Here is a 20771-nt window from a genome sequence, read left to right as displayed (position 1 = left end):
CTAGGGTGTGGTGAGCGCCTTGACCACCGCGGTGCCGAAGCCGAGGTCGTTGCTCGTCGGCATGCGGGTGTAGGTGCCGCCGGTCTGCTCGGCGAGGGTCTGCAGGGTTTGGGTGCCCTGGCCGCCGATCACGACGATATCGATGCGGATGGGCTTGTCCGACTTCGTCGCCGCGGTGATCTCGCTGACGAGCGCGGGACCGGTCAGCGTCGAATCGTCGTCGGGGCCATCGGTGATCAGCAGGATCGAATTCGTGCGACCGGGGGAGTAGCCCGCCACCGCGGCGCGGTAGGCGGCGAGCAGGCTCGGGTAGGCCTGATCCGCGGTGAGCTGGCTCGGTTTCACCGAGGTGACCGCCGAGCCGACCGCGTTGCGCTGGGTGTCGGTGAGCAGCGCGGTGTCGACCTGCACCTTGTACGGGGTGGTGCCGTCGAGGTTCTTGCCGAACGTCCACAGCCCGAGCCCGAAGTCGGGTGGCATCACCTGCAGAGTCGAGGCGACCGCGGCGATAGCGTTGGACATGCGGGTGGTCGATCCCTCCGCCGTGCCCATCGACGACGACACGTCGAGCAGGACCGTGGCGTTCACCCCGAGTACCGGGTTCTCGAGGGTCGACTGGACCTTCTCCAGGGCCGCGCGCGACGGATTCGCCGGTGCCGAGCCGATGGCAGGACCGAAGCCCTCGGTGGCGAGCGCGCCCGCCTGCTCGGGTGCGCGCAGGAAGTCGATGAAACGCGAGGCGATCAGGTTCTGGGTCTTGTCGACCCACGGACCCGACAGCAGCGCCGCCGGGTAGTCGGCCAGCGGAGCGGTGCCGACGGGCCGGTACGCGGTGAGCCCGCCGGTGTCGAGCTGTTGCTGGGTGGCGGCGACCGCGTGCACGTCGTCGCCGGTGGGATTCGCGCTGATCCCGGACATGGCGGTCAGCAGGTCGGCCGGTGTCTCGGCGCCCGCGGCGAGCCCGGAGATCGCGGCGACGACCTGACCGGAGCCTGCTGCCTGCTCGGTGAGCGGTTCGGTTCCCGAGATCGTGGCCCCGATGGACGCGGCGGCGGCGGTGGTGGCGTCGCCGGCGGGCAGGGCCATCCGCAGCCCACCCCATCCCGACAGACCGACCTCCTCGAGCGAGCCCTGTTGCAGGCGCGGCAGGTCGGCCCAGGTGATCTGGTGCTGTTCGAGCGCTTGGCGCAGGGCATCGGGCACGGCGAGCACGATCGGGCTGGTGGCGATCGAGGCGGGCGTGCCCTCGATCAGACCGGGCACTCGAACCAGTTCGATCGACCGGCTCGAATCGGCGATCCACAGCCCCGGCTGTGGGCCGAGGGCCGGATCCCATTTCGCGGTATTGGCGAGGGCGGCCGCGAGCGCGCTCGACGGGCGTACCGACACAGTCACCTGCGCGCAGTGGTCGCGCACCCGAGGTTTGCTCGCGTTGAACCGTTCGGCCGCGGCCTGCACCGGGCCCGCGATCGCCGGGTCGACCGTGACATCGAGCTGTGCGGGCCCCTCGACACACTCGGCGGCGGCCGCGACATCGGTGGTCGCGGCGCGATCACTGAGCTGGAACCAGGCGAAAACGGCGACGATCACCAGGACGAGTGCCGATGCCGCGATAACCGGACCCTTGCTGATACTTCGAGAACTGGTCCCGTTGCGATGCGTACCCACGCGGCAAGTTTAGGGACACCGGACCCAACCGCAGCACAGCGCATACCGGTGCGCATCGCCGCAGGTCACAGCGTTCGGCATGCGCGGTCGGCCAGGCTCAGGCAGCGCGCGCAATCATGCAGTGTGTGCCGAAGGGCAGAGCCGGGTGCCGCAGGGGACACCCGGCCCGGCCGGTCAACCACGAATCACGCGACCGCGGTCGTATTCACGACCACCCCAGACCCCCGACTGACCCGTCTGCGACGCGTACTCGGTGCACCCCGCGAGCAACGGGCACCCGGCGCAGATCTTTCGGGCGTAGTCGAAGTCCTGTGACGGGTACGGAAACCACGCCTCGTGGTTGGGGTCGCCGCGGCAGGCGGCGCGGTGCCACTGCCCCGAATCGGACAGGGGTAGCAGTTCGGTCAATGCGAGGTCGGTGGTGGTCACGGCGCGTACTCCTTCCAGATCCGGCGCTGTTTGCGGGCGAGCGGGTCGGGAGCTTTGGGCTCCCACAGCAGCCGCATCCCCGCCTCTTCTGGCGTGCGGTCTGCTTTTCCCGAGTTGCAGGGGGCGCAACAGGCGACGAGATTGCTCCAGGTATTGGGTCCGCCCCTGGAGCGCGGGCGGATGTGGTCGACGGTGTGCGCCCAGTCGGCGCAGTAACCGCACCGGTGCTTGTCGCGGCGCAGCACCCCGGCCAGCGTGGCGCGGCTGTCGTCGCCGATCGGTGTGACGTGGGCCAGGTACACGTACCGCACGAGCCGGATGGTCTCGGGCAATCCGATGACGAGGTGTTGCGACCGGATCGGGAAGTGCGGTACCCGCTCGATGACCGTCTCCGCGGCACCGCTGATCAGCAGTGTCACGGCCCGATCGGCAGTGATTTCATCGAGGGCCTCGTAGCTGGCGTTCAGCACGAGCACCCGCTGGTGTATCCAGGTATCGGATGCGGGCACCGTCGAGTTGACGGCATGACGAATCATCATGGGAATCACCATGTTTCGGGAGAAGCGAACGTCGGAGGGTGGCAGGCCCGGTCAGGCCACGAACAGGAGACGGCCGAAGCCATCGATCCCCAGGCGCATCGCGCGATGGGCCGAATGCGTGCGGCGATAGGTCTGATCCGATTCTCGCTGTGGCACTTGCTGTTTCACGGCCGTCTCCTCCTCTCGATGCTGCTCGTCGGTTCCTCGCCCGATGCGAATCACCTGCGTGAAATCATGGTGGCATATCGTGCCCGAAATGTCGGCTGATTTATTTCCGGTCGACGGTCGCGCTGCCAGAGCTGGGCCGACCCCCATACGGCGAACCCGGCCAGGGCGTAGAGGGCGCCGGACAGACACGAGGCCCACCATCCCCACCCGGTGTACGCCCAGGTCGTCGTGACCGCGCCGAGGGCGGAGCCCAGCGAGTAAAAGGCCATGTAGGCGCCGATGACGCTGCCGGCGCGGTCGGGGTGTGCGGTGGTCAGCAGGTGCTGGCTGCTCACGTGCACGGCTTGGACGGCGAAGTCGAGCACCACGATGCCGACGACGAGCAGTGCGAGAGTCGGCCCGGTCCGCGCGATGAACAGCCAGGAGGCGGCGAGAATCAGCAGCGACCAGCCGGTGATCAGCTGCGCGTGACCGGCATCGGCCCACCGGCCCGCCCGGCCCGCGCCCAGGGCTCCCGCGAGGCCGACCAAGCCGAACAGACCGATCTCGGTGGTGCCGAAGGACCAGGGTCGCGCACCGAGTGGGAGCGCGAGGCCACTCCACAGCGATCCGAAGGATGCGAAGAGGAAGAACGCGATCAGGCCCCGGCTCAGGAACAGTCGATCCGTGATCACCAGGCGTCCCATCGACCGCAGAATCCGTGTGTATCGATCGGCGGATGTTCTGACGTCCGGGTCGAGGCCCCCGCGGGTAGCGATGGCGAGCCCCGCGCACAGCACGGCGAGCACGACATAGACCGCGCGCCAGCCGAGCGTGTCACCCAGCAGTCCCGCGACGACCCGAACACCGAGGATGCCGATCACGACTCCCGAGGTGACCGCGCCGATGTTGCGGCCGCGTTCCTCGGGCGCCGAGACCGCGGCGACATAGGCGACTGTCACCTGCACGACGACCGCGAACACCCCGGCGAACACCAGTCCGGCCACCGCGACGGCCCCGTTCGGCGCGCCGGCGGTGATCGCGGCGCCGACCGAGGTGAGCGCCAGCAGGCTGCCGATGAGCCGACGTCGGTTCACCAGATCGCCGAGTGGCACCAGCAGAATCAGCCCGGCGAAGTACCCGATCTGCCCGGCGGCGATCAGTACACCCAACGACTCCGGCGACAACCCCAACTCGGTACCCGCCACGGCCAGCACCGGCTGGATCGCGTAGATCGTCGACACCGCCACGGCGCACACCGTCGCCAGCAGCAACCGCTGTGCTCGTGTAACTCCTGTCGCCACCAGACCTCCAAAAGAGTAGCAAAATGAAACCAATTCACGGTAAGCAATAATGGTTTCGAATTGCAACTCATAGGGAGGTGGCCGATGGCATCAGCGACCCGTGCCGACCGCGAATGGACCGATGCGACCTGCCCGGTCGCCAGAACCGTCGACCTGGTGGGTGACCGGTGGAGCCTGCTCATCGTGCGTGACGCCATGGACGGACCGGCTTCGTTCACCGAGTTCCGGCAGCGGCTCGGGATCGCGCGCAACATCCTCGCCGACCGTCTCCGTCGCCTGGTCGAGGACGGCATCCTCACCACCAGCGCCACCCCGAGCGGCAAACGGCACGTCTATGAGCTGACCGTCCCCGGGCAGGACCTGTTCACCACGATCGTCGCGCTACGGCAGTGGGGGGAGAGTCATGCCTTCACCGACGACGAGCCCCGCTCGACGCTCGTGGACCGCGACGGCCGACCACTCGCCGCGCTGCACCCGCGCAGTGGGTCCGGCGCGTTGGTCACTGCCGCGACCACCGAAGTGCGGCGAGTCGACTGAGAGCCATCGTGCGGGGCTTCTGCGAGGCGAGAGCCGGAAGTCGGCTGATCTATTTTCGGTCGGCAGCGACGAGCTCGGCGCAGCGTTCGCCGACGAGCATGACGGTGATGTTCGGGTTGACCGTGGTGTGCGCGGGAAACACCGAGGCGTCGGCGACGCGCAGACCCTCGACACCTTTGACCCGCAGCTGGGGGTCGAGCGGGCTCATCGGGTCGTCGACAGCACCCATGCGGACCGTGCCCACCGGGTGGTAGACGGTGTTGTGGGTGCGGCGTACGTAGTCGGCCAGTTCGGCGTCGGTCCGCACGTCCGGCCCCGGATACAACTCGCGTGCCACCCAGTCCGCCAACGGCGGGGTCGCGGCGATCTCGCGGGCTTTGCGCAGACCGGCGATCATCACCCGCATGTCGTGGCCATCGGGATCGGTGAAGTAGCGCGGGTCCACCTTCGGCTTGTCCCGGAAGTCGCGCGAGCGCAACCGCACGGTGCCGCGTGAGCGGGCATGGGTGACATTCGGCGTCAGACAGAAGGTGTTCTCGGCGGTCGGATACCCCTGTCGCAGCGTGTGCATGTCGAAGGGGACGCTGCCGTAGTGCATCATCAGATCCGGCCGGTCGAGGCCGTCCTCGGTGGGGGTGAAGATGCCCGCCTCCCACCATTGGGTGGAGCTGTCCACCATCGGTCGCGTCGTCTCGAAACCGATCACGCCCTCCGGGTGGTCCTGCAGGTTCGCGCCGACACCGGGGGAGTCGACGATCACCTCGATGCCGTTCTCGCGCAGGTGAACCGTGGGTCCGATGCCCGACAGCATGAGCAGCTTCGGCGAGTCGATGGCGCCGGCGGAGACGATCACCTCGCGGTTCGCGGTGATCCGGGTGGTGCGGCCGAACGCGTTGTCGGTGATGTCGACCCCGACGGCCCGCCCGTTCTCGATCACGATCTTCTTGACCCAAGCGCCCGTCTGCACGGTGAGGTTCGGCCGGGCGAGGTGGGGGTGCAGATAGCTGACCGACGACGACGAGCGCGTGCCGTCGAAACGACGGTTGATCTGAAAGAAGTTGGCGCCGTTGACGACTGTGCGTCCGGAGTTGAACTCGGCGCGCGGGATACCCACTGCCTCGCAGGCGTAGAGCAGAGCCACACCGCACGGGTCGTTCGGCGGCACGGTCATGATGTGCACCGGGCCGCTGCGCCCGTGGTGCTCGCCGGGGGCGTCGTTGGTCTCGATCCGCGGGTACAGCCGATACACCGAATCGGCGCCCCACCCGGTGGCGCCGTGGTCACGTTCCCAGGAGTCCAGATCCTCGCGCGGCGCCCAGAACGCGATACAGCTGTTGTGTGAGGAACAGCCACCGAGCACCTTGGCGCGAGCGTGGCGCATGAACGAGTTGCCGTTCTCCTGCGGCTCGATCGGGTAGTCCCAGTCATAGCCGGATTCCAGGAGTTCCATCCAGCGGTCGAGCCGCAGGATGGCCGGGTCGTCGACATCGGACGGTCCCGCCTCGAGCAGACAGACCGTCACCGACGGGTTTTCGGACAACCGTGACGCGACGGCCGCCCCCGCCGAACCGCCGCCGACGATCACGTAGTCGTAGGTGCTCACCGCTGTTCCTCCTGATCGGCGAACCAGCCGGTGACGCCCGGCCGGAGGTTCTCGTACACGTGTTTGGCCTCGCGGTACTCGTGCAACCCGGACGGCCCGAGCTCACGCCCGACCCCGGAGCGACCGAAACCACCCCATTCGGCCTGCGGCAGATACGGTCCGAAGTCGTTGACCCACACCGTGCCGTGCCGCAACCGGGCGGCGACGCGGCGGGCACGCGCGGCGTCACCGGACCAGACCGCGCCCGCGAGACCGTACTCGGTGTCGTTGGCGATCTCGACGGCCTCGTCCTCGGTGGTGAACGTTTCCACGGTCACCGTGGGCCCGAACGCCTCGTCGTGCACGCACGCCATCGCGCGACTCGCGCCGTCGATCACCGTCGGCGGATAGAACCATCCGTTGTCGAGGTTGCCCGAGCCCGCGTCGCCGGTGGCGAACGCACCACCGGTACGGATGACAGCACCTTCGGCGCGGGCCTGTTCGACATAGGCATGCACCTTGTCGCGATGGGCGGACGAGATCAGTGGCCCGGTCTCGGTGCCCTCGGCGAAGGGCAACCCGAGCCGGATCTGCTCGGCGCGGCGGACGAGCTCGTCGACGAACCGGTCGTGCGCCGATTCCTCGATCACCAGACGCGCACCCGCCGAACACACTTGGCCCGAGTGCAGGAAAGCTGCGTTCAGGGCGTTGTCGACGCTGGCGGCCAACCGTTCGTCGGTGTCGCAGGCGTCGGCGAAGATCACATTCGGGTTCTTGCCGCCCAGCTCGAGCGCCACCTTCTTCACCGTGGCGGCCGCCTCGCGCGCGATGATCCTGCCGGTGGCCAGCCCGCCGGTGAACGAGACCAGGTCGACATCGGGATGCTCCGACAGCGGCGCACCCGCGGCGGCACCCGCACCGAGCACCAGATTGGCCACTCCGGCAGGCACTTCGAGCTCGTCGAGCACCGACATCAACAGGATCGCGGTGTGGGGAGTCAACTCTGCCGGTTTGAGCACGAAGGTGTTGCCCGCCGCCAACGCCGGTGCGACCTTCCACGCCGCCTGCAACAGCGGGTAGTTCCACGGCGTGATCAGACCGCAGACCCCGACCGGCTCGTAGACGATGCGGGAATCGATATCGGGCGAGCCCGCGTCGACCACCCGGCCCGCGTCGTCGGCGGCGAGCTTGCCGAAATACCGGAAGCAGTTCGCGATGTCGGACATGTCGATCTCCGACTCGTAGGGACGCTTGCCGGTGTCGAGAGTCTCGGCGTTGACGAACTCCTCCCGCCGGTCGTCGATCGCATCGGCCACGCGCAGTAGCAGGTCGCCCCGTTCGACGGCCGAAGTCGCCCGCCACGGGCCGCGGTCGAAGGCGGCCCTGGCTGCGGCGATGGCCGCGACGGTGTCCTCGGCATCCGCCTCGGCAACGACACCGACAACGGAATCATCTGCTGGGCAACGTATTTCGCGGGTCTTGCCCGAGGCGGCCGCCCGCCAGGTTCCATCGATGTAGAGGGTCTCGCTCATGAATGTCCCTTCACAGATCGCTGTCGGTGCTCGCTTCGGGATCATGGTGATCGGTGGCCGCGCGCCGCAGGTGCAGATAGCCGAGATGGCGTTCGTACTGGTCGAGAATGTCGCCGATCGTCTGTTCCTTGGTGTAGCCGTTGAGCGAGTACCCCTGCGAACCTTCCGCGAGATAGACCTCGCACCGGAAGTAGCGGTCGCCGGAGCGTTGGGCCAGTACCGCGTAGTTCGGTGCCGGTGCGGAAACGGGATACACGCCGTATTCGAACCGGGGCTCGGTGGCCTGATCGACGAGCAGCCGGGGCGAGGGGAGTCCTTCGTTGAGGCCCGATTCGTCGACCGTCGCGGTGACTCCCATTTTCGCGAATTCGGCCGAGACGTCGTGCATCGCCGGGATGACGGTGTTGGCGACGAACTTCCGAGTCGCCGCCGGACCGGGATAGTGGATGGTGCCGATCAGCCTGCGCCGCCAGGTGGTCTGTTCGCTTGGCCCGCGCCCCGCCGCGATGGCATTGGGCAGGGCCGCGCGGTAGCTGTCGATCTTGTACGACTCGTTGTGCAGCGAACGTAGTAGCGCGACGCCGATAAGAGCCAGCACGAACGAGAACGGCAACCCCATGATGATGGTGGCGTTCTGCAGCGTGGTGATGGAACCGCCCGACCCCGCGAACAGCATCGACAGGGTGAGCACACCGATCGCGACCGCCCAGAAGATGCGCGTGCCGCGCGCGCAGTCGGCCATCGGATCGGGCAGTTTCGAGGTGAAATTGCCCATGACCAGCGATCCGGAGTCGGCGCTGGTCACGTAGAACAGCAGCCCGGTGATGGTCGCGATGCCGAGCAGGAAGGTCGCGCCGGGGTACTGCTCGAGCAGTGAGTAGAAGCCCAGTTCGGCCCTGGCGGCGGTCTGCTCGGCAAATTCCTTGTCCTTCCTGGCGACTTCGAGCGCACTGTTGCCGAAGATCGAAATCCACAGCACGGTGAAACTGAACGGCACGACCAGCACGCCGAAGATGAACTGCCGCAAGGTGCGTCCGCGCGAGATCCGCGCGAGGAACAGGCCGACGAACGGTGCCCACGCCACCCACCACGCCCAGAAGAACAGGGTCCAGCTGTCGAGCCAGGTCGAGGGCTGGTTGGACGTTTCCGGGTTGCGCTCCCACGCGAACGTGTTCAGAGTGCGGTCGAGGAAGGTCGAGATGTAGTCACCGGCGTTCTGAGTGAAGCCGTTGAGCAGGAAATCCGTGCGGCCCGCCAGCAGGATGTAGATCAGCAGCGCGATCGCCATGATCACATTGAGCTCCGACAACCGCCGGATGCCCTTGTCGACACCGGTCGTCGCCGAGATCGTGGTGATGACCACCGACAGCGCGATCAGCCCGATCTGGGCGGCCTTGCCCTGGGAGATCCCGAACAGCTCGTGCAGCCCGTAGTTGAGCTGGACGATGCCGATGCCCAGCGAGGTGGCGATGCCGAAGATGGTGCCGAGCACGGCGGCCACGTCGATGGCGTCGCCCCACCGGCCGTGCACCCGCTTGCCGAAGATCGGGTACAGCGCCGCCCTGATCGTGAGCGGCAGATTGTGCCGGAACGCGAAGTAGGCGAGGGCACCGCCCATGAGCGCGTACATCGCCCAGCCGGTGATGCCGTAGTGGAAGATCGTCCAGGTCACCGCGTCGCGGGCGGTCTGATCTGTCTCGGCCGGGCCCGACGGTGGGTGGAGGTAGCTGTAGACGGGCTCGGCCACGGAGAAGAACATCAGGTCGATGCCGATGCCGGCGGCGAACAACATCGACGTCCACGAGAACAGGCTGTACTCGGGCCTGGACTCCTCGGGACCGAGTCGGTAGCGGCCGTACCTGCTGGCACCGAGGAAGACGACGAGCCCGAGAATGGCCGTCGCGAGCACGAAGTACCACCAGCCGAACCAGGTCGAGATGAACGTCTTCACCTCGCCGACCACGGTCTCGGCGCTCGACGGTGAGGTCAGCGCCCAGATCGCGAACGCGAGCACGATCCCCGCCGCGGTGAGGAACACCGGCTTGTTGACCGAACGCCGGTCGGCTACCGGATGTACCGGAACCGCGTCGTGCGCGGTCCCGGTAGGTGATCGTTGCGCGTCGTTGTCCCCGGGATTGCTGACACCACCCATGCGAGGCAGGCTAGTTCGTGCCTACCCGCTGATCGGGGATATCAGTGGTTGCCGACCTCGTGTTCGAGTCTGCGCGACACCAGATCACGGGCTTGCTCGCGCAGTGCGGGCCGGTAGCCACTCGGATACACGGGGTCTCCCGGCGCGTAGTTCTTGAGCACTTCCTTGGCGAGGGTGATCTTGTGGACCTCGGTCGGGCCGTCGGCGATGGCCATGACCTCGGCGTAGGTGGTCATGTCGAGGAAGGGGAGGTCGGTGCTCACCCCCATCGCGCCGTGCAGATGCAGTGCGCGGCGGGCGATGTCGTTCATGACGGTCGGCATGGCGATCTTGATGGCGGCGATGTCCTTGCGGACGGCGCGGTAGTCCTGGGCCTGGTCGATGCGCCACGCGGTGCGCAGGACGAGCAAACGGAACTGCTCCATCTGGATCCAGCTGTCGGCGATGCGTTCCTGGGTCATCTGGAAGCCGCCGAGCACACCCTTGCGAGCCGGGCGCGACACCGCGCGCTCGCACATCATGTCGAAGGCTTTGCGTACCAACGCGACCGTGCGCATCGCGTGGTGCACGCGGCCGCCGCCGAGGCGGGTCTGCGCGACGACGAAGCCCGCGCCTTCCGCGCCGAGCAGATGATCGGCGGGTACCCGCACATCGGTGAACCGCAGGTGCGCTTCGTGTTCGCTGAAGCCGGGCACGGTGAAGTTGCGCACCAGTTCGAGTCCCGGCGCATCGGCGGGAACGATGAACATCGACAGTCGCTGGTGTGGCTCGGCCTCGGGATCGGTCACCACCATCACGATGTGGAAGGTCGCGAACTCGGCGGCGGAGTTGAACCATTTCTCGCCGTTGATCACCCACTCGTCACCGTCGCGCACCGCGGTGGTCCGGAACGCGGTCGGGTCCGAGCCGCCGGTGGGTTCGGTCATCGCATAGCAGGAGCCGATCTCGCCGTCGAGCAACGGCTGCAGGTACTTCGCCTTTTGTTCGGCGGTGCCGAAGTGCGCCAGGATCTCGGCGTTGCCGGAATCCGGTGCCTGACAACCGAAGACGAGCGGCGCCCACATCGAGGTGCCGAGCACTTCGTTGAGCAGCGCCAGCTTCAACTGACCGAAACCGGGCCCCCCGAGCTCGGGGCCGAGATGGCAGGCCCACATGCCCTGATCCTTGACCTGCTGTTGCAACGGCCGCATCAGTGCCCGGATCTCGGGGTCGGTCCGGTCATAGGGGTTGGGGTAGAGCAGATCCAGGGGCTCCACCTCGGCGCGCACGAACTCCGCCACCCAGTCGAGCTTGCGCTGGTACTCCGGATCGGTCTCGAAATCCCAAGCCATGGTCAGCCTTTCGTGTTGTCGCCCGCGGCACGGAGCCCGGCCAGGACGGTGTCGGTGAGAATGTCGGCGATCTCGGCAGGTGAGTGGGTGCCGCGCTCGCGGTACCAGTAGCCGAGGGAATTGAGCATGCCGAGCATGCCGTTGGTGACGATGTGGTCGGCGGTACGCAATTGCCCGGCCGCGTGGCCCGCATCGATGACGTCTTGCCAGTGGTGTTGTAGTCGGTCGCGCAGCTGCTGCAGGACGACAGCGTGTTCGTGGGTGAGTGCGTCGGCGTCGCGCAGATGGATCGCCACCGCGCGCCGATGCGTGACGATCAGTTCGACATGGCTGCGAATCAGCTGACGCAGGGTCCGCACAGGGTCGGTGCCGGCCTCGACGATCCGTTCGGCATCGGCGAGCAGCAGCCGGGTGTAGTCGCGCAGGATCGCCCACAGCAGGTCTTCCTTCGAGCCGATGTGGTAGTACAGCGCGCCCCGCTGGACGTCGGCTCGCGCACCGATCTCGGCGACGCCGGTGGCATGGAAACCGCGTTCGGCGAACAGCTCGAGTGCGGCGTTGTTGATCCGCTCGCGGGTGTCCGCGCGCTCGGTGGCGGGCGGTCGTCCGCGACGACGCACGGGGGCGACCGGTTCGGGTGTCACGGCGCCTCCGTTCGGTTGGGCTCGCGACTTAATGTTCCGATCAGTACATTAATTGTCGGCGCACCTACAATCAAGGGGTGACCCGCCGCGCCGACGTCGCCGACCTCGGTGCCTCGGCGTGGCGGAATGGACGGAGCCCGCGGGGCGTTCGTACCCACACGAGGTGTCACCTCTACCCACGGGTAACATGACATCGACTTTTCCCACCCGGTTTTCACCTAAGTGAGGCAGTAGATGACAAAGCGGATTCAGGTCGGCGGGCTCCAGGTGGCGAGCGTTCTTCACGATTTCATCGAGAACGAGGCGCTCCCCGGTACCGGCGTAGATTCCGCCGCGTTCTGGGCCGGTGCCGAGCAGATCATCAACGACCTCGCCCCGCGCAACCGCGCTCTGCTCGCAGAGCGCGACGAGTTCCAGGGCAAGCTCGACGCTTGGCACGGCGAGAACCCGGGCACCGGCTACGACAAGGCGGCCTACAAGCAGTTCCTGACCGAGATCGGTTACCTGCGCCCCGAGCCCGCGCCGTTCCAGATCGCCACCGAGAACGTCGACACCGAGATCGCCACCACCGCGGGCCCGCAGCTCGTGGTGCCGGTGATGAACGCGCGCTTCGCGATCAACGCCGCCAACGCGCGCTGGGGTTCGCTCTACGACGCGCTCTACGGCACCGACGCCATTCCCGAGGCCAACGGCGCGGAGAAGGGCAGCGGCTACAACCGCGTGCGCGGCGACAAGGTCATCGAGTGGGGCCGCAACTTCCTCGACGACGCCGTCACCCTGATCACCGGTTCGCACATCGGTTCGGCGTACTACAAGATCGTCGACGGTGAGCTCGAGATCGGCCTCGAAGACGGCACCGACATCGGCCTTGCCGACCCGTCGCAGCTCGTCGGCTACCTCGGTGATCCCGACGCTCCGACTTCGATCCTGCTCAAGCACAACGGGCTGCACATCGAGATCCAGGTCGACGCCACCTCGCCGATCGGGTCCACCGACACCGCCGGCGTCAAGGACATCGTCCTGGAATCCGCGCTCACCACGATCATGGACTTCGAGGACTCGGTCGCCGCGGTCGACGCCGACGACAAGGTCGTCTGTTACCGCAACTGGCTCGGCCTGATGAAGGGCGACCTGGCCGAGGAAGTCTCCAAGGGCGGCAAGACCTTCACCCGCACCATGAACCCCGACCGCGTGTTCACCGCGCTCGACGGTTCGGAACTGGTCCTGCACGGTCGTTCGCTGCTGTTCGTGCGCAACGTGGGCCACCTGATGACCTCCGACGCGATCATCGACGCGCAGGGCAACGAAGTGCCCGAGGGCATCATGGACGGCCTGATCACCTCGCTGATCGCCGTGCACTCGCTCAACGGCGACAACACCCGCCTCAACTCGCGTACCGGTTCGGTCTACATCGTGAAGCCGAAGATGCACGGCCCCGACGAGGCCGCGTTCACCAACGAGCTGTTCGGCCGGATCGAGGACGTCCTCGGCCTGACCCGCAACACCCTCAAGGTCGGCATCATGGACGAGGAGCGCCGCACCACGGTCAACCTCGCCGCGTCGATCGAGGCCGCCAAGGACCGCGTGGTGTTCATCAACACCGGCTTCCTCGACCGCACCGGCGACGAGATCCACACCTCCATGGTGGCCGGGCCGATGGTCCGCAAGGCCGAGATGAAGGCTCAGACCTGGATCACCTCCTACGAGGACTGGAACGTCGACACCGGCCTGGCCAAGGGCCTGCCCGGCAAGGCGCAGATCGGCAAGGGCATGTGGGCCATGCCGGACCTGATGGCGGGCATGCTCGAGCAGAAGATCGGCCACCCCAAGGCGGGCGCCAACACCGCGTGGGTGCCCTCGCCGACCGCCGCCACCCTGCACGCCACCCACTACCACCTGGTGGACGTGTTCAAGCAGCAGTCGCAGATCGCCAAGGGCGGCCCGCGTGCCACCGTCGACCAGATCCTCGAGATCCCCCTCGCCCAGTCCACCGACTGGACCGAGGAGGAGAAGCGTCAGGAACTGGACAACAACTCCCAGGGCATCCTGGGCTACGTGGTCCGCTGGATCGATCACGGTGTCGGCTGCTCCAAGGTGCCCGACATCAACGACATCGGCCTGATGGAAGACCGTGCCACCCTGCGCATCTCGAGCCAGCTGGTCGCAAACTGGCTGCGCCACGGCATCGTCACCGAGGCCGACGTGATCGCCAGCCTCGAGCGGATGGCCCCGGTCGTCGACCGCCAGAACGCAGGCGACAAGACCTACCGCCCCCTGGCCCCGAACTTCGATGACAACATCGCGTTCCAGGCCGCCAAGGAACTGGTCCTGGAAGGCACCACGCAGCCCAACGGCTACACCGAGCCGATCCTGCACCGGCGTCGTCGCGAGTACAAGGCCGCGCAGAAGTAGAAGTGCCGAGTCCTTGAAAAGTAGCTCGTAGCAGCTCTTTTCGTTAGAGGCCCCGCGTCGGAGACATCCGAGGCGGGGCCTCTGCCGTCACCGGAGATCACCTCGGATACCGGCGCGTCCCGCTCAAACGGTCACAAAAACGGTCACAGACAGAACGCGCTGACATTGTCCACAGAAGCTGTCTACCAGCGGGTTCGCACTTCTCCTTTGCTGACATTGCGACGATGCGGCGTGGGTTGTGGCCGCCCGGTGTCGGCCACAGGACCGCTTCGTAGACACTTCGAGTCCCCGATGCCTGGGCGAGTACATCTGTAGACGCGCGCCTTGAAGCTGCCCGGTCGTCGGCGCTTCGGAGTACATCAAGCCTGTGCGCGGCCGATTACCCGATCACGAACGCCCCGAGCTCGCTTGCCAGCGTGCCCGGGGCGTTCGGCGTTGCGCGGCTGGGAGGGCTGGGCAGAGGGGATCGGCGGGGTCATACACACGCCGGGGCAGACTGGCGGTCTGGCCGCCGGTAAGAAGTCTTACCGGTGGTCACAGTGGAATCGAACGTGCGCTGACCAACCGACGGGCTCGAAGGCTCGACCGACGCCGCCGTTCTGAAAGATGGTCGAGACCGCCTGACTGCCACCGAAACTCACTTGTCAAGCAGACAACCCGGTCCTCAACCTCATTGAACCTGCCGATGTGGAATCCGTCGTCACCGCTACCTATTTGTCCAAACGGGCTGCAGCAGGTCCGCGACCCTGGTCTCGCGACCGAGTAGCACGACATCACGGAACTGCAGCAGCATCGCTCCGGTCGGAGCGTGGATGGTCATGGCATCGCCGAGTCGCATCTGCAGCAGACGGGTTCCATCCGGTTGATCGGCCCAGTATGGAACCCCGTCGGCGGCGAGCCGATCGAGAGCAACGAAATGCACCTGGTGCACCTCATGGTTGGGAGAGAGGGCGCCGGGGTTGTCGAGCGCCACTACGATCGGCGTGATCGCGAAACCGGAGGCCGCGGGGAAATCGTCCAGTCGGCCGAGCACCTCTGCGGGGGAAGCATCGAGGCCGATCTCCTCCTGCAATTCGCGCAGGCCGGCCGCGACAGTGGTTTCGTCACCGTCGACCCGCCCGCCGGGCAATCCCCATTGCCCGGCGTTGCGGCCGCGGTAGGCGCGTTTGATCACGATCACGCAGGGCTGTCCGTCATGTTCGAGCACACACAGCACCACTGTCGCGCGCCGCATCCCAGGTACATCCGCCACGGCTTGAACATCGAACCCGCGCAATCGGGTTGTGGCCACGTCCCGGAAGTTCTGCACACTCATCCATCGAGCATCCCACTATCGGAGATCGACACGGTGTCGAACCCGTGGTGGCGCAGACCTAACCGAGTCTTGGGGCCAGCTGGTAATGGCCTCGCGTATGAGGAGGTTGACGTTTCGGTTGAAGTGCTCAGTGCTCAGTGTGCGAAGCGTATTCCCGTTCTGATCCGTAATTCGTCGAGCGAGATTCCGTAGGTCGCGCGGACACGGACCTGTGCGGCGCCGAGTTCGAATATTGCGTAGTCGCTGTAGATTCGGCCGACACAGCGGCGCCCGGTCAGCGGGTAGGTACATTCTTCCACCAGCTTGGACAGGCCGTCGCGGGTGAACAGCGACAGCAGGTCGTGCAGGCGCGAGAGCATCGTCAGCGTCACCGTGCGCTGGTCGGGGTGGCCCTGGTCGATTCGGCCGACGATCAGCTCGCGGATGAACTGCGCCGGGCAGGCCGAGCCTGGGGAAGTGCCGACCGATCGCCGGTCGAGACGGGCCGCACGACCCACCAGACGATCGCGATCCATATCGAGGACAGCAGAATCGAGCCGATGATGTCGGTGGGGTGGTGGGCTCCGGCATAGAGTCGCTGCGCCGCTACCAGCGCCGGAATCAGGAGTGCCGCGGCGGCGAAGACCCGGTACTGCCATCGGCGTGTGGTGGCCCACACCAGCGCGGCGGTGCCGGCGTAGAGCGTCAGTGCGGCGGCGACGTGCCCGGAAGGGAAACTGGCCGTGGGGGGAAGGTCGGGATTGAGGTGTGCGACCCGGGGCCGGTCCCGGTCGACGATCGCCGCGGTGGTGAGGAATAGCGTGATCTCGCCCAGCAGCGCCGTGCCGAGGAACAACACCGGTCGCCAGCTGCGTGCGATGCCCACCGCGAGTGCTGCGACGATCAGAGCGACCGTGATGATCGCGATGGTATTTCCGATCTCGCCGAACACACCGAGGATCGACGTGAGTGTGGAATTACGATGCTCGGCGAGCATCGCCACGACGCGGTGATCCCACCCCAGGACAGCGGTGTCGGTGTCGAGGGTGCGCACCAGTTTGCCGATTCCGACCAGCCCGCCGACGAGCAGCACCCACGCGACCGCGAGCTCGCCGATCCCTTGCCATGGGTGCGCCAGCGTGGGCGGATGCTGAACCGGGACCGGTCGCAAGTCGTCTTCCTCGGCCGGGGCGACGTCGCCGGGTAGGGGGCCGGTGCTGTCGATCCGGGCATCGCGACGCCATCGGTGAAAGGCGACAGTTGCCAGTACGAGCCACAATGTGCCGAGCAACCAGCCGCCGAGGACATCGGTGAGGTAGTGCGCGCCGAGCGCTATGCGGCTCACCCCGATGGCGATCACGATCCCCACTGCGAACACCGTCGCCGCGCGGCGTGCGCCCGCCTGCCAGGTGGGTGTGAAGACCAGCAGCACAACGCCGTAACACACCAGTGAACTCATCGCGTGTCCGCTGGGAAAGCTCCAACCGTCGGTGGTGTAGACGGGCTCGTCCACCACCGGACGTAACCGTGCGACAAGCTCTTTGACGACCGGGTTGAGGATCAGGCCGCCCGCGGCGGTGAGCACCACGTAGACGGCAAGTCGGGGGAGACGACGTAGCAGCAGCCAGATGGTGGCGACGGTCAGCACCACAACCAGCGTGCTGGTCGCTCCGAGTTCGGTGATGCCGGTGACTATGCTTTGCAGGGCCTTGTTATCCGCCACCACGGCGACCAGGTGGTCGGTGACCGTTTGATCTGCGGTCTGCATCGGTTCCCACCGCGTCCGGACCAGTGCGGTGAGCACCCCGAACCCGATACCGATGCCCATAGCGGCGAGTAACGCCGCGGCACTGCGGACAGCGAATCGTTCGGCGGCCTCGGCCTCGCTGTGATGCGCGACGACGGAGCTGTGAGCGCCTGTCGCGACATCCCCGTCGCATTGGTCGACAGACAATGCAACACCTCCTGCGATCGTGCGGCATCGCAGACCAGCGAGAACCGCGACAGGCCACCAGTGAACTCCGGTTGCCGGATACCGTTGTTGTCCAAGGTTTCCCGTTACAGGCGGTCGCAATCAATCAAGAAATCACTAGCGCGATCCCCGCGCGCGCCGCCGTCGTGGGCAAGATCTGACCTGCGGAGCTGATCGCATCGGTGAACAGCGATTTCTTCGTGCCAGGGCTGGCAGGGTCGGAGCGGGGATCGCGGGGCACGCTCATTCTCTGCCCCTCGGGCCAACAGCCGGATCGCCGAGCCCGCGACCGGATGGGCAGTCGGATTCGTGGTGTGCTGGGGGATGACGATGCCCGTGAAGGGATCTTCGCATACTTTGATATGCGCACCGTCGACTATATGACGGGGCGATCCTGATACCGAGCCCAAGATGGGAGAACGTATGACTGTCGAGTTCCCGCATCTCGACCTGTCCGCTGACGAGGTACTGACCACGACCCGGTCGGTGCGCAAACGTCTCGACCTGGATCGGCCGGTGCCGCTGGAGGTGGTCACCGACGCATTGGAGGTGGCGCTCCAGGCGCCGTCGGGCAGTAACCTGCAAGGCTGGCATTGGATCGTGCTGACCGATCCCGAGCCCAAGAAGATCGTGGCGGAGTACTACCGCAAGTCCTACACCGCCTACGCTGCGGCGGGTGCGGCCGTGCGGCAGGCGAAGCCGCCGAAGGACGCCGATACCGCGGAGAAGGTGGCTTCGAGTGCGACCTATCTGGCGGAGGTGATGGAGCAGGTACCGGTGCTGGTGATCGGTGCGATCCACGTTCCGGGTGGGCAGATGCCGGAGGGGAACCAGGCCGGTCTGTGGGGTTCGCTGCTCCCCGCCGCCTGGAGCTTCGCGCTCGCACTGCGTGAGCGCGGCCTCGGGTCTGCGTGGACCTCACTGCATCTGGAGTACGAACGAGAGGTCGCCGAGGCGCTGGGAGTTCCCCCGAGTATTCGGCAGGGCGTGCTCTTGCCTGTTGCCTACACGAAGGGTACCGACTTCAAGCTCGCCAAACGCGCCCCGCTCGACACAGTACTGCACGTCAACAAATGGTAGTGCTGAGCCGATTCGCCCGCAGCTTCATCTACGCCTGCGGTCGAGAAGCTCTACTTGGCAGCGGCGGGTAGATAGGTCTGTCTTTCTGGACTGCGCAACACGTTCACTCTTGCGGTCTCGGTCCGCTGATCTGACACTGTTCGGCTGTGTGCTCGATGGTGTTGCCGAACCCTTCGAATCGATCTCCGCCGAGAGCATGCCTTCAGGTTGATCGCAGAGTCCGGTGACCGAAGCCGACCCTGAGGATTGGAGAGAGGTCGTCACCGTACCGAGCCGCAGTCAGCTACTTCGGCGGCGTTGACCTCGACGCTGTTGACTTCGGTGGCGGGGCCCGAGCCAGGCTCGGCACCCGTAGGCTCGATCGGTCCCTGCTTGCGTGCAGCGAAAGCCCGTGCTGCCCTATCCCGTTCACCGGCGAGAACACCACCGCCACCACTTCAGTTGGAGGGCGTTGTGACTGCTGAGACTACCGAGGCCCGTCGTTGGTGGGCACCGATCGGGCTCGGCACGCTGATCTGCGTCGGGTGCTGCCTGGCACCGCTGCTGGCCGCCGCCGGCCTGGCCTCGGGCGGGGTCGCGCTGCTGAGTCTGTCGTGGCTCGAACCCCTGGGAATCGCGTTGGTCATCGGCGGGGTCGCCGGGTTGTTCTGGGCCCGTGCCCGCGGCCGACGCTCTGGATGCGGCGCGACCGGTTGCGCCGGCACGGAGGAAACCGAAACCACGGGGTGTGGGTGCACCACGGTCACGGCTCGCTGATCTTGGTTTCGTAGGGTCGACGGTTATGACCGTGTTGCGTTCGATCCTGCTGTTCGTCCTGGCCGCTGTTGCTGAGATCGGTGGCGCGTGGCTGATCTGGCAGGGCGTGCGCGAACACCGCGGTCTGGCCTGGATCGGTGCCGGAATCATCGCGCTCGGGCTGTACGGATTCGTCGCCACCTTGCAGCCCGACGCGAACTTCGGGCGCATCCTGGCCGCCTACGGCGGTGTGTTCGTCGCCGGGTCGCTGCTGTGGGGCATGGCCCTGGATGGTTTCCGGCCCGACCGGTGGGACGTCACGGGCGCGGTGATCTGCCTGGTTGGGGTCGGGATCATCATGTACGCGCCCCGCCCTGCATAGAAGGGGTGCCGGGCCGGGCCCTGCTGGTTTCGAGCGGTTCGGGTAGTCGTCGCCGAAACGGCAGCGGATGCCGTAGACCTGGCATCGAATCATATACTCCCGTAACGCTATTCGCTAAGCGCCGGATTTCTCAGATCTGGACCCCTCGTGCCTGGTTGACCGCGGAGGCCGGTGGCAGCCCGGAAAGCGCTCGATGAGGCGGTACGGACAGCCGGTTGATTTGGCTCGAATCTGCCAGCGTCACGTTCGACGTCAGGAGAAGCTGTCCAGCCCGGTGATCTCGCTGGACATCGCCCAGAGGCTGGCGGCGGCGCTGGGGTCCACGGCCCATGGTTTACGCCGCCGATGAGCATGTCGTCGGTGGTGGCTGGTTTGGCGATATCGCAGTCCTGGCAATAGAGGCCGTCATGTTGGTCGAGTAGTGGGTGATGTGGCCGCCCATACGGCTGTCGCCGCGCCTTGAGCTGGGGTCTTGAACCCGTTGGCGTGGCGGCCGTCCCGGGTTTCCGAACATGCGCGCCGGGCATCTCCGCCGCCGCCATCGAGCCGGTGTGTGTTCGGGAGACGGTCTTATCTCAAGGTCGTTTTCCGACACACACCGGCCGCGCTCGATTTGAAGCGACGGCCGGATTCACCGCGCACAGCTCGAGGGGGAGTTCAGGCCGCGAGCGCGGTTTGGTCGTCGCTGGTCTGTGCACGAAGATCTCCCAGCAGTCTGGTGAGTTTGCGGGACACGCTCATCTGGGAGACACCGAGGCGTTGCGCGATCTCGCCCTGAGTGAGGGTGTCGTAGAACCGCCAGATCAGCAGCTGCTGATCCTCCGACGACAACTGCGCCAACAACGGCGCGACGGTGATCGTGTCCTCGGCCAGTTGGAAGCGGGGGTCTTCATCGCCGAAGGTATCGGCGATGGTCATGCTGGGATCACCGTCGGTATCACGTGCGGGGGTGTCGAGGCTGCGTGTCTGGAACGCGTTGGCCGCCACCAGGGTACGGGCGATATCAGTGACCGCAACATCGAGTTCGGTCG

Annotated in this window: 18 protein-coding genes; 5 read left to right on the top strand and 13 right to left on the bottom strand. The window is 66.5% G+C overall.

From position 1 onward, the window contains the following. The 4 genes from ACLJPD_RS25625 to ACLJPD_RS25610 form a co-directional block, all read right to left on the bottom strand. Positions 1–1668, bottom strand: a complete 1668-nt coding sequence (locus tag ACLJPD_RS25625; RefSeq protein ID WP_410875472.1) for a substrate-binding domain-containing protein — start codon at positions 1666–1668, stop codon at positions 1–3. Between the two features lie 174 nt (positions 1669–1842). Then, positions 1843–2097 carry a WhiB family transcriptional regulator gene (locus ACLJPD_RS25620; RefSeq protein WP_410875471.1) on the bottom strand — a complete coding sequence of 85 codons (255 nt, stop codon included), beginning with the start codon at positions 2095–2097 and terminating at the stop codon, positions 1843–1845. Next, positions 2094–2636: an HNH endonuclease gene (locus ACLJPD_RS25615; RefSeq protein WP_410875469.1), complete on the bottom strand. Its 543-nt coding sequence runs from the start codon at positions 2634–2636 to the stop codon at positions 2094–2096. The genes ACLJPD_RS25620 and ACLJPD_RS25615 overlap by 4 nt, the downstream gene beginning before the upstream one ends. Positions 2637–2854: 218 nt before the next feature. Further along, positions 2855–4087 carry an MFS transporter gene (locus ACLJPD_RS25610; RefSeq protein WP_410875468.1) on the bottom strand — a complete coding sequence of 411 codons (1233 nt, stop codon included), beginning with the start codon at positions 4085–4087 and terminating at the stop codon, positions 2855–2857. Between the two features lie 84 nt (positions 4088–4171). On the opposite strand from ACLJPD_RS25610, the gene ACLJPD_RS25605 reads away from it, so the two are divergent. Beyond that, entirely contained in the window at positions 4172–4624 is a 453-nt protein-coding gene (locus ACLJPD_RS25605; protein ID WP_410875467.1) for a winged helix-turn-helix transcriptional regulator, read from the top strand. Between the two features lie 49 nt (positions 4625–4673). Here ACLJPD_RS25605 and ACLJPD_RS25600 read toward each other — a convergent pair whose 3' ends face one another. Genes ACLJPD_RS25600 through ACLJPD_RS25580 form a run of 5 tightly spaced genes read right to left on the bottom strand, consistent with a single transcriptional unit; the run spans position 4674 to position 11865 of the window. Then, entirely contained in the window at positions 4674–6227 is a 1554-nt protein-coding gene (locus ACLJPD_RS25600) for a GMC family oxidoreductase (protein ID WP_410875466.1), read from the bottom strand. Beyond that, the gene (locus tag ACLJPD_RS25595) at positions 6224–7738 is read right to left on the bottom strand and encodes an aldehyde dehydrogenase family protein (RefSeq protein ID WP_410875465.1); all 1515 of its coding nucleotides are present in this window, start codon (positions 7736–7738) and stop codon (positions 6224–6226) included. The genes ACLJPD_RS25600 and ACLJPD_RS25595 overlap by 4 nt, the downstream gene beginning before the upstream one ends. A gap of 10 nt (positions 7739–7748) precedes the next feature. Continuing rightward, the gene (gene betT / locus ACLJPD_RS25590; protein ID WP_410875463.1) at positions 7749–9890 is read right to left on the bottom strand and encodes a choline BCCT transporter BetT; all 2142 of its coding nucleotides are present in this window, start codon (positions 9888–9890) and stop codon (positions 7749–7751) included. Positions 9891–9931: 41 nt separating this feature from the next. Beyond that, positions 9932–11221, bottom strand: a complete 1290-nt coding sequence (locus tag ACLJPD_RS25585; RefSeq protein ID WP_410875461.1) for an acyl-CoA dehydrogenase family protein — start codon at positions 11219–11221, stop codon at positions 9932–9934. Positions 11222–11223: 2 nt separating this feature from the next. Continuing rightward, a complete protein-coding gene (locus ACLJPD_RS25580; RefSeq protein ID WP_410875459.1) occupies positions 11224–11865 on the bottom strand; it encodes a TetR/AcrR family transcriptional regulator in 642 nt (213 codons plus the stop codon). 234 nt (positions 11866–12099) lie between these two features. Between ACLJPD_RS25580 and ACLJPD_RS25575 the strand changes: the two genes are divergently transcribed. Beyond that, the gene (locus ACLJPD_RS25575) at positions 12100–14277 is read left to right on the top strand and encodes a malate synthase G (protein WP_410875458.1); all 2178 of its coding nucleotides are present in this window, start codon (positions 12100–12102) and stop codon (positions 14275–14277) included. Positions 14278–14983: 706 nt separating this feature from the next. Here ACLJPD_RS25575 and ACLJPD_RS25570 read toward each other — a convergent pair. From ACLJPD_RS25570 to ACLJPD_RS25560, 3 genes are all read right to left on the bottom strand, one after another. Next, positions 14984–15592 (bottom strand): NUDIX hydrolase, encoded by a 609-nt coding sequence (locus tag ACLJPD_RS25570; RefSeq protein WP_410875456.1) that lies wholly within the window; start codon positions 15590–15592, stop codon positions 14984–14986. A 134-nt stretch (positions 15593–15726) separates the two neighbouring features. Beyond that, positions 15727–15963 carry a hypothetical protein gene (locus ACLJPD_RS25565; protein WP_410875454.1) on the bottom strand — a complete coding sequence of 79 codons (237 nt, stop codon included), beginning with the start codon at positions 15961–15963 and terminating at the stop codon, positions 15727–15729. Between the two features lie 41 nt (positions 15964–16004). Continuing rightward, positions 16005–17525, bottom strand: coding sequence for a phosphatase PAP2 family protein (locus ACLJPD_RS25560; protein ID WP_410875452.1), 1521 nt, complete (start codon positions 17523–17525; stop codon positions 16005–16007). A gap of 441 nt (positions 17526–17966) precedes the next feature. On the opposite strand from ACLJPD_RS25560, the gene ACLJPD_RS25555 reads away from it, so the two are divergent. From ACLJPD_RS25555 to ACLJPD_RS25545, 3 genes are all read left to right on the top strand, one after another. Next, a complete protein-coding gene (locus ACLJPD_RS25555; RefSeq protein ID WP_056817616.1) occupies positions 17967–18623 on the top strand; it encodes a nitroreductase family protein in 657 nt (218 codons plus the stop codon). Between the two features lie 453 nt (positions 18624–19076). Beyond that, on the top strand, positions 19077–19379 hold the full coding sequence (locus tag ACLJPD_RS25550) for a hypothetical protein (protein WP_410875450.1): 303 nt from the start codon (positions 19077–19079) through the stop codon (positions 19377–19379). 25 nt (positions 19380–19404) lie between these two features. Next, positions 19405–19740: a YnfA family protein gene (locus ACLJPD_RS25545; protein WP_410875448.1), complete on the top strand. Its 336-nt coding sequence runs from the start codon at positions 19405–19407 to the stop codon at positions 19738–19740. A 657-nt stretch (positions 19741–20397) separates the two neighbouring features. Here the strand turns inward: ACLJPD_RS25545 and ACLJPD_RS25540 are convergent. Further along, a partial coding sequence (locus ACLJPD_RS25540) for a sigma-70 family RNA polymerase sigma factor (protein WP_410875446.1) occupies positions 20398–20771 on the bottom strand: 374 nt, incomplete at its 5' end.

Source organism: Nocardia sp. A7 (assembly GCF_046549215.1).
In the GTDB taxonomy this organism is placed as follows: domain Bacteria; phylum Actinomycetota; class Actinomycetes; order Mycobacteriales; family Mycobacteriaceae; genus Nocardia.
The sequence above is the reverse complement of the archived record's forward strand: the minus strand, read 5'-3'. Positions and strand labels throughout refer to the sequence as shown.

Coding starts and splice junctions, on each gene's coding strand:
- ACLJPD_RS25570 (WP_410875456.1), bottom strand. CDS start 15,592: ATGAGTGTGCAGAACTTCCGGGACGTGGCCACAACCCGATTGCGCGGG.
- ACLJPD_RS25595 (WP_410875465.1), bottom strand. CDS start 7,738: ATGAGCGAGACCCTCTACATCGATGGAACCTGGCGGGCGGCCGCCTCG.
- ACLJPD_RS25585 (WP_410875461.1), bottom strand. CDS start 11,221: ATGGCTTGGGATTTCGAGACCGATCCGGAGTACCAGCGCAAGCTCGAC.
- ACLJPD_RS25605 (WP_410875467.1), top strand. CDS start 4,172: ATGGCATCAGCGACCCGTGCCGACCGCGAATGGACCGATGCGACCTGC.
- ACLJPD_RS25545 (WP_410875448.1), top strand. CDS start 19,405: ATGACCGTGTTGCGTTCGATCCTGCTGTTCGTCCTGGCCGCTGTTGCT.
- ACLJPD_RS25615 (WP_410875469.1), bottom strand. CDS start 2,636: ATGATGATTCGTCATGCCGTCAACTCGACGGTGCCCGCATCCGATACC.
- ACLJPD_RS25575 (WP_410875458.1), top strand. CDS start 12,100: ATGACAAAGCGGATTCAGGTCGGCGGGCTCCAGGTGGCGAGCGTTCTT.
- betT (WP_410875463.1), bottom strand. CDS start 9,890: ATGGGTGGTGTCAGCAATCCCGGGGACAACGACGCGCAACGATCACCT.
- ACLJPD_RS25555 (WP_056817616.1), top strand. CDS start 17,967: ATGACTGTCGAGTTCCCGCATCTCGACCTGTCCGCTGACGAGGTACTG.